The following is a 14,455-nucleotide window of genomic DNA, read 5'->3' as shown; positions in this document are numbered from 1 at the left end:
AGGAGGTGAAGAAAGGAATTGAATACACAAGAAAAAGACATAAAAAGAATGGTACATGCAAGTAAGATGAAAGATAGGAATGCTTGGAGAAAGCTTAATGGTAAAGATTTCAATATTTATACTCCAATTGCACTAATAATCATTGGTATAATATGGTCAATTGCGGCAGAAATTGTAGATAAACCATTTCTTTTCCCTTCGTTAAAAAGTGTAGTTGAAGCTTTTTTTAAGGCTATAACGGATCTGTATGTACTCAGAAACATTAGTATTACCATGAGACGTGTTTTAACGGGTGCTTTTTATGCACTCATTATTGGGTTACCCATTGGTATGATTATGGGTTATTCTAAAACAATGCTAAGAGCTATGGCTCCATTTATAAACTCCTTAAGACAAGTTCCTATTATGGCATGGGTGCCACTATCTATTATTTGGTTTGGTCTTGGTGATGGGCCTACAATTTTTATGATTGCGTTTTCAGGAATTTTTACCATTATTCTAAATACTATAGCAGGTGTTCAGGATATCAACAGAGATTTTTACAATGCAGCTCGAAGTATGGGAGCAAGTACAATTGATATAATAAAAGATATTGTTCTTCCGGGATCACTTCCAGGAGTTATAACTGGAATCAGATTAGCCATTGGTATGGGTTGGATGTCAGTTATCTGAGCGGAGTTCATTGCGACCAGTGCCGGGTTCGGCTACTGTATGGTAGAGGCTCAATCTAGGATGCAAACCCATACAATTATAGCATATATGTTTATAGCTGCTTTGATAGGGTTTGGTATTGATAAATTGATGCTCTTAATTGAAAGTATATTACTTAGATGGAAAGCAGATTAGGACATCTATCAGATTATTTGATGGATGTTTTTTATAAGAAATAGAAAAGTTTTGTTTTTAGATTTATAAATAAAAGAACTTGACTTAATTTAGTTTTTAGAAAGGCTTTAATGCTTCGCTAGAAACCTTTTTTACAAAAAATGTTTATTGATAATTTTTATACAATTTCTATTTTTTTCCCTTGACCTTAAAGTCGGCTTTAAGGTTTATAATAGGAGGTAGGAGGAAGCCATGTTATTTATAAAAGATGTTTGCAGGATTACTGGACTTAATAGTTCTGCTGTCAGATACTATGATAGTCAAGGTTTATTAGGGGAAGTAGAAAGACGTTCTAATAACTATAGAGTATTTGATGAAAGAGATATAGAAAAATTATTATTTATAAAAAAGGCTAGGGCTTTGGGATTTGAATTGGAAGAAATAAAAAAGATACTGGTATTAAAAAACAATGGAATACCTCCCTGTAATTATGTAAGCCATAAGATACAAGAAAAAATATCCCTTATAAAAGCAGAAATAGTAAGATTAGAAAAAGAAAAAAACAAACTTGAGAAACATTTATCAGATGCAAGAAAGGTAAGTGGATGTAAAGGTTCTATATGCCATTATATCGAAGGAAATGAAAATGAGAAGGTATCCGAGGAAACAGGCATGAAAAATGCCCAATAAGCAGCAAAGTATATTAAAGCCGTCTATGATATGTAAGACATATTATATAATATATAATCTAGGGAGGAAATATATATGACAAAAAGAATAATTGCTATGGTTTTAGTACTAGCAATGGGAATTACTTTTTTAGCAGGTTGTACTGATAGTAGTAAAGAAACCGTAATTCAAGAAGTAGATTATGACCCAGTTGCGGAGGTAGCTAAATACAAACTAGGTGAATTGACAGAAGCGGATAAAAATTTCGTTGTGCAAATGGGATATAGGGACTGTGACCATATGGTTCCATCAATTATAGGAGAAAAGGCAGGCATCTATAAGGCACTAGGACTTAATGTTGTTGTTACAAAGACTGGTAAGATTATGGAGGCTATGTCTTCAGGTGAAATGCATGTTGGATATCAAGGGATTGAAGGTGCCATTAAATCAGTTAACCAAGGAGCACCATTATTTATGGCTGCAGCCAATCATATAGGAGGTTCTAGATATCTAGTTGTTAGTAATGACATAAAAGAACCAAAGGATTTAATTGGAAAGACTCTAGCTATAGGCTCAGGTGCAGAGGTAAAACCAGAATGGCGTAAATGGTCTGAAGAATTAGATATTCCTATGGAATTAAAAAATTATGAAGTAGTTGATATGGGAGATAAGGACAAACTATTTGCATTAAAGGCTGGTCAGCTTGATGGATTTTCTTGCTGTGACCCTTATGCTTCTCAAGCAGAATTTGAGGGAATTGGTAAAATTATGGCAACTGGATGGGGTGCTCATATTTCAGATGATCTTGAAACTGGTTGGGGAATGTGTTGTATCTACTGTATGAACAATGATTTTCTAGAAGAACATCCAGAATTAGCTAAAAGATTGGTACTTGCACATGCTCTTGCAATAAAGTATCTATATGAACATCCATATAATGCAGGTATGATGTTTGCTGAAGGATTTGGAGTTCAGCCAGAAGTAGGACTAAAAACTGTCTATATGAAAACAGTAGCAGAGGGAAGAACTATTACATGGCAATTTTCACAGGAAAATTTAGACAATTATATACAATATTATTATGATTTTGATATTCCAGAAGAAGAAATTCCTAATATAGATGACATCGAAAAATTTATGTCTACTAACCTATTAGAGACATGCGGTATTGAAGATTTCAATACCTTTATAGAAGAGAAGATTAACAAAGAATTTCCAATAGGGCTTTCCTATGAAGAATGGATAACTAAGGCGAAAACAATAGATGGTATTACTGAACAATAGAATGTATAAATAAGATAAGATATAAAAATGTGGCTATTTTTTTAAAATAGCCACATTTTTATATCTTATCTAACAGCAATCCTCCATACCTTCACCGAATAAATCTTTTATTTCTTTATCATCAATTAATCTAAATATTGCATAACCGTATTTGCCATCCTTTGAACCAGATACAATAAATTCTATGGGTCCAGTTTTATCAATATCTTTGAACTCGATTTTTTGATTCTGTATTGGAGCATGAGTGTGGTCAGATAATTTAAATCCTTCTCCAGTATCTATAACCACGACCATTGCATTTTTTCTATATTCTTCTACATAAATTACCAATAGGTCCTTACGACCATCGTCATTTAAATCCTCATATCCGCATAATATGGCGTCATTATCAGGATGAGTTTCTTGAAAATATAAGAGAAGCTCATTATCTGATTCTACCCCTAAATAATTTACAGTAATATTCTTTTTAATAGAAAAGGAATATAAGCCTAATCCAAAGATAACTAAAAATATTAATAAAGATTTTATGTTTTTTTTCATCTAGTTACCTCGCTTGTTCTGCAAGTTTTCCGAATAAATCTCTTACCTTAGGATACATAGACTTTAAAAAAAATAGAAAAACAATAAATGAGCATATATATTTAAGTGGCTCTGGTATTGTAAAAAGCAGTTTATTGGCACTTTCAATAGTACTATCGATTCTATTGTAGTTAATTGCTGGTTCAAATCCAGGCATAAGCCATAAATTTGTTAAATATCCAACAGTCAGTGCAAAGACAGATATTACTGTTCCATAAATGATAGCAGTTTTTTTACCAATCATCTTATAAATACTCAATAGTTCGGGGAAATTAGTAGCTGCTCCTGCCATCAAGAATGTAATTGCTGCACCAGGTGAAGCTCCACTGGCAATTAAAGCAGCTATAAATGGTATGTGACCAACTGCACAAACATACATAAATGCACTGAGGACTGCCACATTCCAAAGTGATAACATACTAGGGTTTCCTAGATATTTTTGTATAAAGGAGTCTGGAAATGCAGTTAGAATAAACCCTCCAAATAACATTCCTAGAACTACATATTTACTCAATACTACAGCTAAATCTCCCATTACCCATTGCATACCTGATTTGAATTTTTCTAGTAAAGTAGTTTCTTCCATTGGATCTAAGGACATAGTAGATATTTCATTTTCTAAGTTAGGTTTACATACTTCATTGCCCCCTAATTTATTACCAATTATTCCTATAATAAAAGGAAGTAAAAATCCTGCAACTATATTTATTATTGTTAGTTCTTTTCCTAGGAGTCCATAGCTAAGTATTAACGCTATAGGATTTAATGCAGGAGTAGATGCCATAAATGCTAATGTAGGTCCTACATAAGCCCCAGAGTAGTATAAACTAATGCCAAGGGGTATTGTTCCGCAGCTACAAATAGGTAAACACATGCCTGAAATTGTTACTTTTAGAATAGAGCTAATTTTAGTATTTCCTAAATGCTTATGGAATCTCACCGGAGATATAACATCATGAAGAAGTCCAGCTATTATGTAACTGAAAACAAGCCAACCAGAGGTTCCATTGAGTAAACTAATAGAAGTTAATAATATATTCTTTAAAAAATCTAATAATAACAATTATAAATCACCGTCCATTTTCTAATTCTTGAATAGCCAAAGCTATTTCTTTCTCAATAATATCTTTAGATATTCGCTGAATCTTCTTTTTCTCGTTAATAATTAAAGTTCCTCTAAAAATAACTCCATATTTTCTTACATAATCCATATTTTTGCCAGCGTAGTAGATTTTCACCTCTACCTTGTCCTTATATTTAGCTGCAGCAGCCTCTACAGCACGGGTATAACCGTCGCAGCCAGATCAGGTATTGATAAATTCAACTAAAACTTTGTTCAAATCATTTCCCCTCCATAAAAAAATAAAAAAGTCCGTATTAACGGACCTTGTAGCTCTAGAATGTAATTACTTGGTCAAGATCTACTGAACCAAGGGCTCCATATAATACAGGGAAGCAACCAATAGCAGCACCTTGTACAAGATTGTTTTCTATTTGTCTTTCAATAGCACATTGATCACAGGCTAAAAGTATCATGCCGGTTTCTTCGTGTAATTTTTGAAGTCTTTCACCAATATCAGTATCTTTTAATAATAAGAAAGTATTATCAAATACGAAAAACATACCAACTACTTCAGCTCCATGATTTCCTGCCTCTAATTGTGGGATTACCATATCTCTTAAGATAGTTCTGGCGTTATCAGAACTGATAACATATGCAACTTTCACTAAAATTCCCCCTTATATCTTGAAATCCTCTAAATAATATCATAATTGTGCAAAAAATAACAATTAAAATATATTATAGTAGATGGGATAATTATTAATATTTTCTATTTAACAATTGTTAAAAAAGATGATATCTTTATGAAATGATATTAGTTAGAAAGAGTTGATTTTTTTATGGAACAATGTGATTATAGGTATTATTCTGATGAGCAACTGAAAATAGCCAGTATAGATAGTAAATTATCTATAGGAGAGAAAAGAATAAGAAGATATTTGATGAATTATGTTATTGATAATGGACAAGCATTTAATATAAATAATTCATCGCAGGTTGCTAAAAATTTAGGAATGACAGATGAAGAAGTAAATATTATATTGAATAGTTTGATTCAGAAAAATGGAATAGTGGCAGATGAAGAAGGAAATATCAATTTCATATATCCAGTATCGGCAATTCCTACGAATCATAGAATTAGGCTTGCTGATGGAAGAGAATTCACTGCTATGTGTGCTATTGATGCCATGGGAGCGGCATTTACCTTCAAACAGGATATAGATGTAGAATCAAAGTGCAGCAATTGTGGATTTGATATCAAGGTAAGTATCAGAGATGGAAGATTACATAGCTATGAACCTAGTGATTTACATATACTTCATGTGGACTTAAATAAAAATTCAAATTGGTCAGGTAGTTGCTGAAATGTTATGAATTTCTTCTGTAAGGAGAAAGAATATAATGTCTGGATCGAAGAAATGGAGTTAGATAAGTCCGAAATATTTTGTCTAAATGCTAATGAAGCTATTAAAGTTTCAAAAATGTTATTTAGTGTAACAGATATCTAAGTATATACCCCTTAGTTTTTGTCAATGATAAAGAGTAGGGGGTGTTTTTATGATGAGTTTTAAGAAAAAGGAAAAAGACTACTCAAGGGATGATATGTTAGAAAATTTGAGACTGGCTCATAAGGAGTGGAGAGATAAGGAGAGTTTTTTTGAAACAGCTACAGATCCTGATTTAATTGATTATGCCATATATGATATGGAGGCATCTAAATTAAAATATATATATCTATTGAAGAAAATGAAGGAATGGGATAGGGAAGCAGGAGCTGTCTTACAGCAAGAGCTGGAAGAAGAAAACAATAAAAACATTTCTACTCATGGCTAGTACAAATAATTGTAATATTTTCTTAAGTCCTCCTATAATTATAGTATAATAAGATTTAGGAGGGAGAATAATGGAATTAGGCACAATTTTTTATTATATTATTGGACTCTTTTTGCTATATATTATAGGTCTTATACTTGTATGGCCAATTAAAAAGATAATTAAATTAATAGGTAATGGAATTTTAGGAGGATTAACACTGTTACTTTTCAACTTCATAGGAAAGTTCTTTGGACTAAGTATAGCAATCAATCCATTAAATGCTATAATAGTTGGTTTTTTAGGAGTTCCCGGAGTAATATTATTGTTAATACTTCAAGTGATTTTATAGCTTGTAGGGGTATAGCATCTGTTATTTGCATGAAGAGCCAAAATGTGATATTCTATTAGAGTATACTATAAAAAGGATAGGGGGTATATTACATGACAGCTATAAAAATGCAGATACAGAAAAGGACAGAATCTGGAAAAAATTTAGTAAAGAAAATTAGAAAAGATAATATTATACCTGCAGTTGTATATAGCAGGGGTGGTGAAACAGCTAGCGTTTCAGTAGATTCAGCCGAATTTTTAAGAGTATATAAATCAGCAGGAAGTTCTTCTTTATTAAGCTTAGAATTAGAAGGAGAGACTATACCAGCTATTATAAAGGAAATCCAAAGGCATCCTGTGAAAAATCAAATACTTCATGTTGATTTTCAGAAACTAAACATGGATGAGAAGGTAAGAATGACTGTACCAATAGTACTAGTTAATAGGGATAGTATAAAACTTCAACCTTCAATATTGATGCAACTATTGGATCAAATTGAAATTGAATGTTTACCTACTGATATACCAAATGGTGCAGAAGTTGATGTGGAAAATATGGACTTTACAACTCCAATGTTAGTGAAGGATTTAGATATAGCTAACAATGAGAATATTACAATATTAAGAGAATTAGAAGATGTAGTTTGTACATTGACTCAGCCATCTATAAATAGAGAAGATGAGGATGAGGAAACATCCATACCAGAAGCAACAGAAGCAGCGCCAGATGTAATTGAATCAGAAGAATAATATGATTTATAAACTATGACCCATAAAGAATTTTCTTTATGGGTTTTTTATTTTTCTATCCTTTATAAGTCAATGATATTTATCTTTCTGCCATTTCTTGCTATTTTGCCTTCTGATTCTAATAACTTCATAATCCTTGTTACAGTACTCCTAGTAGAACCAATCATATTGGCTAATTCCTCGTGAGTGAGATTAAAATTTAGTTTATGCCCTAATTCCTCTAATGAGTTTTGCTGTATAGATAATCTTTTTAAAAGAAAGAAAAGTCTTTCCTTTGTATTTAAATATGTATTATCATAAATTTGTGTCATGAGTATTCTGAATTTTGTAGTAATCATTAATAAGATACTATCATATACAAAAGGATTCTTTTTCAGATAATTATAAAAAACACTTTTTTCAATTTTACATACCTTAACTCTGGAATAGGTTTTTGTAATGACACGGTCCGAATCCTGTTGTAACATAGTTATTTCTCCAAACATATCTCCAGTAGATAATAGTAATATTATCCTTTCTGCTCCCTCTAGGTCTAAAAAAAATTGTTTGACAATACCGTCTAAGATTAAATAAATATAGTCCAACTTTTTAAATTCAAATTCAATTAATGTATCTTTCTGAAAGTCAATGATAGTTCCAATATCTTTAAAATGCTTTAAAAGGATATTTTTATAGTCATAATTAATAGAATAGCTGTTATATATATTCAAAGGCTCAACTCCTTTAAAGTAAATTTTTAAGTATTGAATAATATAATAAGCATTATAAATACATGCTGTTAATGATATTTTATAATAAAAAGTTATTTATTGCACTATTAAGATATTTAATAAATATTAAAAGGAATATTAAGAAAATGTATTCTAGAACACATTAAGCATAGGATTTATGTAATATTATATACATATGATATTCTCACAAAATTAACAAATAATCAAATAGCAATAATATTCTGAAACAAAAGCAGCTTAGAAATTATTTTACATAATGCCAATAATTTAACAAAAGTGCCAATTTTTACATATTTGCATTTTGTTGTTTTATGAGCTATTTTATAGAAAAGGAGGGATTTATTATATCTACTAACCTATTTGAGAGCTACATAGGCTTACTTTAGCAAAAACAAATCAGAAGAGTCTTAAAAAATTAAGGAGGGATCTGGTCATGCTTAAGAAGAGTAAAAGAAAGTTAGTTTTATTAATCGTCTTAATTTTATCAGTTAATGCTCTAGCTGCTTGCAGCAATAATCAAAGCTCATCAGAAAATGTTTTAAGAATAGGAGTAGTTGGACCGGAATCTGGAGGTTCAGCTCAGTTGGGACAAGGTCAACGTAGGGCAATTGAATTAGCTATAAGTGAAATAAATGAAAATAAATTAGCTGGAGAATGGACATTAGAAGCTTTTTTTGAAGATGATGAAGGTAATCCTACAAAATCATCAAGTGCTACAAATAAATTAATTCAAGAATCTAAGACTCATGTTGTTATAGCAGCCATTAACAGTTCTGCAACCTTAGCTGATATGGTTGTTACAGAAAGAGCGGGTATTCCCCAAATTACACCTGGGTCTACAGGAGCTTCTATTACTGAACAAGGAAATGAATGGATTTTCCGTACAGCAGCAAATGATGCTTTTCAAGCAGATGCATTAATTAAGTATGCTAAAGAAGAATTAGGATTAACTAAGCTTGCTACATTCACTTCTGCCGATGATTATGGACAAAGTGGTGCAAAATTATTAAAAAATGCTATTGAAAAATATGGATTAGAACTTGTAGATGCTCCTACTTATAATAATGGAGATAAAGATTTTAAACCTCAGTTAATTTCAATAAAAGAAAAAGGAGCACAAGCAATTTTCCTATGGGGACTATATACAGAAGCAGCTCTCATTAGTAATCAGGTTCAACAATTAGGTATTGATGTACAATTATTTGGAGCAAGCGGTATGGCCAGTGCAAAGTTAATTGAGCTTGGAGGAGATGCTGCTCAAGGGTTAATTTTAACACAAACATTCTTACCAGATGCTGATATTCCAAAGGTAAAAGAATTTGTTGAGAAATATAAAGAAAAATATAATGAATCTCCGATTCCACATGGCGCACAGGCTTATGATACAGTTTATATTATAGCTGATGCTGTACGAAAAGCTAATAGTAGTAATCCTAAAGATTTAAGAGATGCATTAAGAAAAACAGAAGGTCTAGAATTAGTCACTGGAAACCCTGCTTTTAATGAGCAAGGTGATGATATTGGAAAGAGATTATTAATCACTGAAATCAGAGGAAATGAATTTAAGCTTATTAAGGCAGTAGAAAATAATTAATAAACAATATAATCATATTACTTCAGATTATTTTAAAGGAAGTGAAAAATTTGTTGCAATATATTCTAAATGGATTGCCTATAGGAGCAATTTATGCTCTGGTAGCTTTGAGTTATAGTTTTATTTATGCGGCTTCAGGTGTTCTGAATTGGTCACAGGGTGATATGGTAATGCTAGGAGCATATGTAGGTTTTACAATTTATCAAGTATTGAACTTAGGATTTACACCTGCTCTATTTATTTCAATGGCTGCAGTAGCAATAGCAGGGGTTCTAGTTCAACAATTGATTCTAAAACCATTGAGAAAAAGAAATTCACCACCAGTAAATGTTATTATTGGTACATTAGGTGCATCTATTATCTTGAGAAATATAGCTTTAATGATTTGGGGACCTGATGCTCAGTTATTTCCGTCACCTGTGAGTACAAAACCTATTGCTGCAGGAGTTATGAGCATGACACCTCAGGATATTTTAATAGTCATAGTCAGTATAATTATAATGATTATATTTCAATATCTATTAAAGTATACGAAGGAAGGAAAAGCCTCGAGAGCAGTTACTCAAGACCGCTATGCAGCAGTTCTCATGGGTATCAATACAGAGCGTTCTGATGGGGTAGCCTTTGCTACCAGTGCAGCATTAGGCGCAGCCGCAGGTATACTAATAGCTCCTATATTCTTTGTAACATTTAATATGGGTGCAGGAATAGGATTAAAAGGCTTTGTTGCTGCAGTAGTTGGAGGATTAGGTTCTGTACCAGGTGCCATTGCTGGAGGTTTCTTCATAGGAATAGTTGAATCAATAGCAGGTGGCCAAATAAGCTCCGGTTATCGAGATGCTATTACCTTCACTATATTGATTTTGGTATTATGGTTAAGACCGTCGGGATTGTTTTTGAGAAAGAGAAAACAAAAAGTATAGTTATGGTGGTGTAAAAATGAGAAAAAACAAGAAGATTTTATTACTGATAGGAATCGTGCTAATTTTAACTATTCCACTTTATATTAAGAATCTCTATTATCTTCATGTAATCAACCTAGCTGGTATCTATGCATTGGTGACAATAGGTTTAAATATTTTAAGCGGATATACCGGACAGACTTCCATGGGACAAGCGGGATTCTTTGCTGTAGGGACCTATGTATCGGCACTTGCTATGATGAACTTTGGAGTTCCATTCTTTTTAGCAGCTATTCTTAGCGTAATCGTATCGCTTATTTTCGGTTTGATCATTAGCGTACCTTCGATGAAGTTATCTGGTCCATATTTAGTTTTGGCTACAGTTGGCTTTGGAGAGATTATTAGACTGATTTTATTGAATTGGACTCCAGTTACCAAAGGGGCAGCTGGTCTTACGGGTATACCTTATCCAGAAATTTTTGGACTACAGATAAAATCTGAAATGCAATTCTTTTATCTAATATTAGTATTTGTAATTTTAGGTACCTATATAGCAACTCGTATAACTAAGTCTAAAATCGGTAGAACACTTACAGCCATTAGAGAAGACGAGATTGCTGCAGAAGCCATGGGAGTACCTGTTAATAAATATAAGATTGCAGCCTTTGCAATTAGTGCTATGTTTGCTGGTATAGCTGGAGCTTTATTTGGTTCTTTTTCTGGTGTAACCAGTCCTGATAACTTTACATTTGATGAATCTGTAGCATTTCTATGTATGTCAGTTATCGGTGGAAACAAGACAATTATAGGGGGAATCTTTGGAGCCTTTGTATTGACTATTATTTCTGAAGGTCTAAGAGTTTTTCAAGGAGCAAGATTGATAATATATGGTCTTATCCTAGTACTTACAGTAATCTATATGCCCAATGGCTTAGTAGGTATAATAAATGATATAAGAAATAAACGTAAAAAAGTAAAAGCTCAATGAAAAATATGGAGTGATGTATAATGCCTGAAGGATTAAATATTTTGACTATAAAAGGAGTATCTATAAGTTTTGGTGGACTGAAAGCATTAAGTGGTGTTGACATAGAAGTAATAAAAAACTCCGTACATGGGATAATAGGTCCTAATGGAGCAGGTAAATCAACTCTCTTCAATGTTATTACTGGAATAATCAAGCCTGACTCAGGTGATATTTCATTAGAAGAAAAGAAACTTTCAATTTCTAAGTCATATCAGCTTGTACCAGCAGGAATATCTCGTACCTTTCAAAACATACGACTTTTTAAAGAAATGTCTGTTTTAGATAATGTTATGATAGGTCACCATGTTCATACTCCCATGCCGATTTTATCCATTTTACTTAATGGAAAAAAATCTCGCAAATATGAGGAAATTACTAGAGAAAAAGCATTAGAGGCCCTTGAATTTATGGGTCTGGAAGACAAGAAGGATGAAATTGTAAAGAATTTATCATATGGACAACAAAGATTGGTTGAATTTGCTCGTGCCTTAGCCGCTCAGCCTAAAATAATACTTCTAGATGAACCAGCTGCTGGCATGAATCCTACAGAGAAAATAAATCTATTGAATATTATAGATAGATTAAGAAAAAAAGGATATACACTTATTTTAATTGAACATGATATGAAATTAGTTATGAATATATGTGATAGGATTTCTGTACTCAATCATGGCAAAATAATTACTCAAGGAATACCGGAGGAAGTCCGTAATAATCCAGATGTAATAAGTGCATATTTAGGGAAGGGTGGAGATGTAAATGCTCGAGATAAAGGGAATTAGTGCAAGTTACGGACCAACTAAAGTACTTCATGATATTTCTTTAAAGGTGGAAGAAGGAAAAATAACAACCCTTATTGGCGGCAATGGAGCAGGAAAAACAACTACATTAAATTGCATTATGGGAGTTGTTAAAGGGCAAGGTGGTAGTATTTCTTGGAAAAACAAGGATATCACCAATTTAAAAACACCGGATATCGTTAGTATGGGAATATCTTTAATACCAGAAGGAAGGCATATTTTTCCTGATATGACTGTTATGGAAAACCTGGAGTTAGGAGCCTATAAACGTAAGGATAAGAAAAATGTAATTAAAGATGATTTAGATTGGATTTTTGATACTTTTCCTGTATTGAAAACTAGATATAAGCAGCTTGCTGGCACTATGTCAGGAGGAGAACAACAGATGCTGGCAATTGGACGTTCTCTTATGGGTAGTCCAGAATTGATTTTGATGGATGAACCGTCAATGGGTTTAGCTCCAATAATAGTAGAAGAGGTTTTCAGGGTAATTGAAAAAATAAAAAATATGGGTAAAACTATTTTACTCGTAGAACAGAATGCGTCATTGGCTTTAAGTATTGCCCATTATGGTTACGTTATTGAATTAGGACATATAGCTTTAGAAGGAACTGGACAAGAGTTATTAAATAACTCTGAAGTGGAAAAAGCTTATTTAGGTTTATAATAAAGAAATATGTAACTGCAAGACTATAAATGCCCTACAGTTTTAAAAAATGTAGGGTAGTTATATTTAATCTTCATAATTAAATTTTAGGAGGTCTTACTATGTCCAATGTACATGAGTTAAAATTCTTAAAGGAAAAAATTGAGGAATTAAAGAAGGATGGTGTTTATAGGAAGCTGCCAGTATTAGAAACTCCATGTGAGGCTGAAGTAATATTGAATGGTAAAAAGGTTATAAATTTATCTTCAAATAATTATCTTGGATTCGCTAATCATCCTAGATTAAAAAAAGCTGCTATTGAAGCAGTTGAAAAATATGGTGCAGGTACAGGTGCTGTAAGAACCATTATAGGAAATATGGACATCCATGAAAATCTAGAAGCCCTTTTAGCTAAATTCAAAAAAGATGAAGCAGCATTTTTATATCAATCAGCTTTCAATTGTAATGCTGGAACTATTCAAGCAGTTACAGAGGCAGGAGATATAATAATATCTGATGAATTAAACCATGCTTCAATCATAGATGGTACTAGATTATCAAAGGCTGCAAGAGGAATTTATAAGCATTCTGATATGGACAGCTTAGAAGCAGTACTAAAGGAATCTAGAGACAAATATAAAAACATGCTAATCATCACTGACGGAGTTTTCAGTATGGATGGAGATATAGCAAAGCTTCCTGAAATAGTAGAGTTAGCAGAAAAATATGGAGCAATGACCTATGTAGATGATTCTCATGGCTCAGGAGTATTAGGAGAAAGCGGAAGAGGAACCATAGACCATTTTGGATTACATGGTAGAGTAGATTTCTCAATGGGCTGTCTATCTAAGGGTATAGGAGTAATGGGAGGCTATGTATCTGGTTCACAAACAATGTGTGATTGGTTAAGCCATAGAGCAAGACCAGTACTATTCAGTACATCCTTACCACCAGCAGCTGTAGGAGCAGTTACAGAAGCAATCACCATTCTGATGGAATCAACAGAATACACTGATAGACTATGGGATAACGCAAGATACTGGAAATCAAAAATTGGTAGCCTAGGCTATAATACAGGTCATAGTGAAACTCCAATAACTCCAGTAATTATCGGAGACGAAGCTAAGACAATGGAATTCAGCAGAAAATTATTTGAAAATGGAGTATTCGTATCAGGTATTGTATTCCCAACAGTTCCAAGGGGAACAGGAAGGGTTAGATGCATGGTAACTGCAGCTCATACAAAGGATCAGTTAGATAGAGCAGCGGCTGTATTTGAAAAAGTAGGAAAAGAAATGAATATACTAAAATAAAAATAATCCATTGGCCAAACAGCCAATGGATTATTTTTATTTTAGTTATAAGAAATATTGTGAAATGTATTCCTAAACACATTAATTGAATAGGGAACATTATAAAATAAAGATATAATATTTAAAT

18 protein-coding genes and 1 pseudogene are annotated in these 14,455 nt (G+C 32.5%); 14 read left to right on the top strand and 5 right to left on the bottom strand.

The genetic code is table 11. The features are described from left to right. Window positions 1–18 precede the first annotated feature (18 nt). From saoP to saoX, 4 genes are all read left to right on the top strand, one after another. On the top strand, window positions 19–672 hold the full coding sequence (gene saoP, locus KQI38_RS14410; RefSeq protein ID WP_216560653.1) for an ABC transporter permease subunit SaoP: 654 nt from the start codon (window positions 19–21) through the stop codon (window positions 670–672). 39 nt (window positions 673–711) lie between these two features. Continuing rightward, window positions 712–846: a nitrate ABC transporter substrate-binding protein gene (locus tag KQI38_RS22965; RefSeq protein WP_094900352.1), complete on the top strand. Its 135-nt coding sequence runs from the start codon at window positions 712–714 to the stop codon at window positions 844–846. Between the two features lie 231 nt (window positions 847–1,077). Then, window positions 1,078–1,515: a MerR family transcriptional regulator gene (locus KQI38_RS14400; RefSeq protein ID WP_216560651.1), complete on the top strand. Its 438-nt coding sequence runs from the start codon at window positions 1,078–1,080 to the stop codon at window positions 1,513–1,515. Window positions 1,516–1,590: 75 nt separating this feature from the next. Next, on the top strand, window positions 1,591–2,778 hold the full coding sequence (saoX, locus tag KQI38_RS14395; protein ID WP_216560649.1) for an ABC transporter substrate-binding subunit SaoX: 1,188 nt from the start codon (window positions 1,591–1,593) through the stop codon (window positions 2,776–2,778). 69 nt (window positions 2,779–2,847) lie between these two features. Here the strand turns inward: saoX and saoC are convergent, their stop codons facing one another. The 4 genes and pseudogenes from saoC to saoD form a co-directional block, all read right to left on the bottom strand. Then, window positions 2,848–3,318: a Cys-Cys-COOH (seleno)protein SaoC gene (gene saoC, locus KQI38_RS14390; RefSeq protein ID WP_216560647.1), complete on the bottom strand. Its 471-nt coding sequence runs from the start codon at window positions 3,316–3,318 to the stop codon at window positions 2,848–2,850. Between the two features lie 4 nt (window positions 3,319–3,322). Continuing rightward, window positions 3,323–4,420 carry an efflux transporter SaoE gene (gene saoE, locus KQI38_RS14385; RefSeq protein ID WP_216560645.1) on the bottom strand — a complete coding sequence of 366 codons (1,098 nt, stop codon included), beginning with the start codon at window positions 4,418–4,420 and terminating at the stop codon, window positions 3,323–3,325. A 7-nt stretch (window positions 4,421–4,427) separates the two neighbouring features. Continuing rightward, a pseudogene (saoT, locus tag KQI38_RS22395) lies at window positions 4,428–4,646 on the bottom strand (thioredoxin-like (seleno)protein SaoT); the annotation flags it as partial. Window positions 4,647–4,752: 106 nt separating this feature from the next. Then, window positions 4,753–5,085 carry a DsrE-related protein SaoD gene (saoD, locus tag KQI38_RS14375; protein WP_216560641.1) on the bottom strand — a complete coding sequence of 111 codons (333 nt, stop codon included), beginning with the start codon at window positions 5,083–5,085 and terminating at the stop codon, window positions 4,753–4,755. A gap of 174 nt (window positions 5,086–5,259) precedes the next feature. Here saoD and saoL point away from each other — a divergent pair, with 174 nt between their 5' ends. The 4 genes from saoL (at window position 5,260) to KQI38_RS14355 (ending at window position 7,315) form a co-directional block, all read left to right on the top strand. Next, window positions 5,260–5,928, top strand: a complete 669-nt coding sequence (gene saoL / locus KQI38_RS14370) for a MerB-like organometallic lyase SaoL (RefSeq protein WP_246565854.1) — start codon at window positions 5,260–5,262, stop codon at window positions 5,926–5,928. Between the two features lie 49 nt (window positions 5,929–5,977). Next, window positions 5,978–6,253 (top strand): DUF2508 family protein, encoded by a 276-nt coding sequence (locus KQI38_RS14365; RefSeq protein ID WP_094900360.1) that lies wholly within the window; start codon window positions 5,978–5,980, stop codon window positions 6,251–6,253. 70 nt (window positions 6,254–6,323) lie between these two features. Continuing rightward, window positions 6,324–6,584 carry a pro-sigmaK processing inhibitor BofA family protein gene (locus KQI38_RS14360; protein ID WP_094900361.1) on the top strand — a complete coding sequence of 87 codons (261 nt, stop codon included), beginning with the start codon at window positions 6,324–6,326 and terminating at the stop codon, window positions 6,582–6,584. A gap of 92 nt (window positions 6,585–6,676) precedes the next feature. Further along, entirely contained in the window at window positions 6,677–7,315 is a 639-nt protein-coding gene (locus tag KQI38_RS14355) for a 50S ribosomal protein L25 (RefSeq protein WP_216560637.1), read from the top strand. A 62-nt stretch (window positions 7,316–7,377) separates the two neighbouring features. On the opposite strand, the gene KQI38_RS14350 is transcribed toward KQI38_RS14355, so the two are convergent. Then, window positions 7,378–8,025: a Crp/Fnr family transcriptional regulator gene (locus tag KQI38_RS14350; RefSeq protein WP_216560635.1), complete on the bottom strand. Its 648-nt coding sequence runs from the start codon at window positions 8,023–8,025 to the stop codon at window positions 7,378–7,380. Window positions 8,026–8,479: 454 nt separating this feature from the next. Between KQI38_RS14350 and KQI38_RS14345 the strand changes: the two genes are divergently transcribed. The 6 genes from KQI38_RS14345 (at window position 8,480) to KQI38_RS14320 (ending at window position 14,328) form a co-directional block, all read left to right on the top strand. Continuing rightward, window positions 8,480–9,640: an ABC transporter substrate-binding protein gene (locus KQI38_RS14345; protein ID WP_216560633.1), complete on the top strand. Its 1,161-nt coding sequence runs from the start codon at window positions 8,480–8,482 to the stop codon at window positions 9,638–9,640. A gap of 50 nt (window positions 9,641–9,690) precedes the next feature. Further along, window positions 9,691–10,563, top strand: a complete 873-nt coding sequence (locus tag KQI38_RS14340; RefSeq protein ID WP_216560631.1) for a branched-chain amino acid ABC transporter permease — start codon at window positions 9,691–9,693, stop codon at window positions 10,561–10,563. Between the two features lie 16 nt (window positions 10,564–10,579). Beyond that, window positions 10,580–11,530 (top strand): branched-chain amino acid ABC transporter permease, encoded by a 951-nt coding sequence (locus tag KQI38_RS14335; protein WP_216560629.1) that lies wholly within the window; start codon window positions 10,580–10,582, stop codon window positions 11,528–11,530. 20 nt (window positions 11,531–11,550) lie between these two features. Further along, window positions 11,551–12,351, top strand: coding sequence for an ABC transporter ATP-binding protein (locus KQI38_RS14330; protein WP_216560627.1), 801 nt, complete (start codon window positions 11,551–11,553; stop codon window positions 12,349–12,351). Next, window positions 12,329–13,036, top strand: coding sequence for an ABC transporter ATP-binding protein (locus KQI38_RS14325; protein WP_216560625.1), 708 nt, complete (start codon window positions 12,329–12,331; stop codon window positions 13,034–13,036). The genes KQI38_RS14330 and KQI38_RS14325 overlap by 23 nt, the downstream gene beginning before the upstream one ends. A 101-nt stretch (window positions 13,037–13,137) precedes the next feature. Then, window positions 13,138–14,328, top strand: a complete 1,191-nt coding sequence (locus KQI38_RS14320; protein WP_216560623.1) for a glycine C-acetyltransferase — start codon at window positions 13,138–13,140, stop codon at window positions 14,326–14,328. The last annotated feature ends 127 nt before the right edge of the window (window positions 14,329–14,455 follow it).

The organism is Tissierella carlieri, assembly GCF_018917285.1.
GTDB classification, from domain to species: domain Bacteria; phylum Bacillota; class Clostridia; order Tissierellales; family Tissierellaceae; genus Tissierella; species Tissierella carlieri.
This window is presented reverse-complemented; position numbering and strand designations above follow the sequence as displayed.

Excerpts from the sequence above, each read along its gene's own strand:
- KQI38_RS22965 (WP_094900352.1), top strand. The coding sequence starts at position 712 with ATGGTAGAGGCTCAATCTAGGATGCAAACCCATACAATTATAGCATAT.
- KQI38_RS14400 (WP_216560651.1), top strand. The coding sequence starts at position 1,078 with ATGTTATTTATAAAAGATGTTTGCAGGATTACTGGACTTAATAGTTCT.
- saoX (WP_216560649.1), top strand. The coding sequence starts at position 1,591 with ATGACAAAAAGAATAATTGCTATGGTTTTAGTACTAGCAATGGGAATT.
- saoC (WP_216560647.1), bottom strand. The coding sequence starts at position 3,318 with ATGAAAAAAAACATAAAATCTTTATTAATATTTTTAGTTATCTTTGGA.
- KQI38_RS14365 (WP_094900360.1), top strand. The coding sequence starts at position 5,978 with ATGATGAGTTTTAAGAAAAAGGAAAAAGACTACTCAAGGGATGATATG.
- KQI38_RS14360 (WP_094900361.1), top strand. The coding sequence starts at position 6,324 with ATGGAATTAGGCACAATTTTTTATTATATTATTGGACTCTTTTTGCTA.
- KQI38_RS14355 (WP_216560637.1), top strand. The coding sequence starts at position 6,677 with ATGACAGCTATAAAAATGCAGATACAGAAAAGGACAGAATCTGGAAAA.
- KQI38_RS14345 (WP_216560633.1), top strand. The coding sequence starts at position 8,480 with ATGCTTAAGAAGAGTAAAAGAAAGTTAGTTTTATTAATCGTCTTAATT.
- KQI38_RS14335 (WP_216560629.1), top strand. The coding sequence starts at position 10,580 with ATGAGAAAAAACAAGAAGATTTTATTACTGATAGGAATCGTGCTAATT.
- KQI38_RS14330 (WP_216560627.1), top strand. The coding sequence starts at position 11,551 with ATGCCTGAAGGATTAAATATTTTGACTATAAAAGGAGTATCTATAAGT.
- KQI38_RS14325 (WP_216560625.1), top strand. The coding sequence starts at position 12,329 with ATGCTCGAGATAAAGGGAATTAGTGCAAGTTACGGACCAACTAAAGTA.
- KQI38_RS14320 (WP_216560623.1), top strand. The coding sequence starts at position 13,138 with ATGTCCAATGTACATGAGTTAAAATTCTTAAAGGAAAAAATTGAGGAA.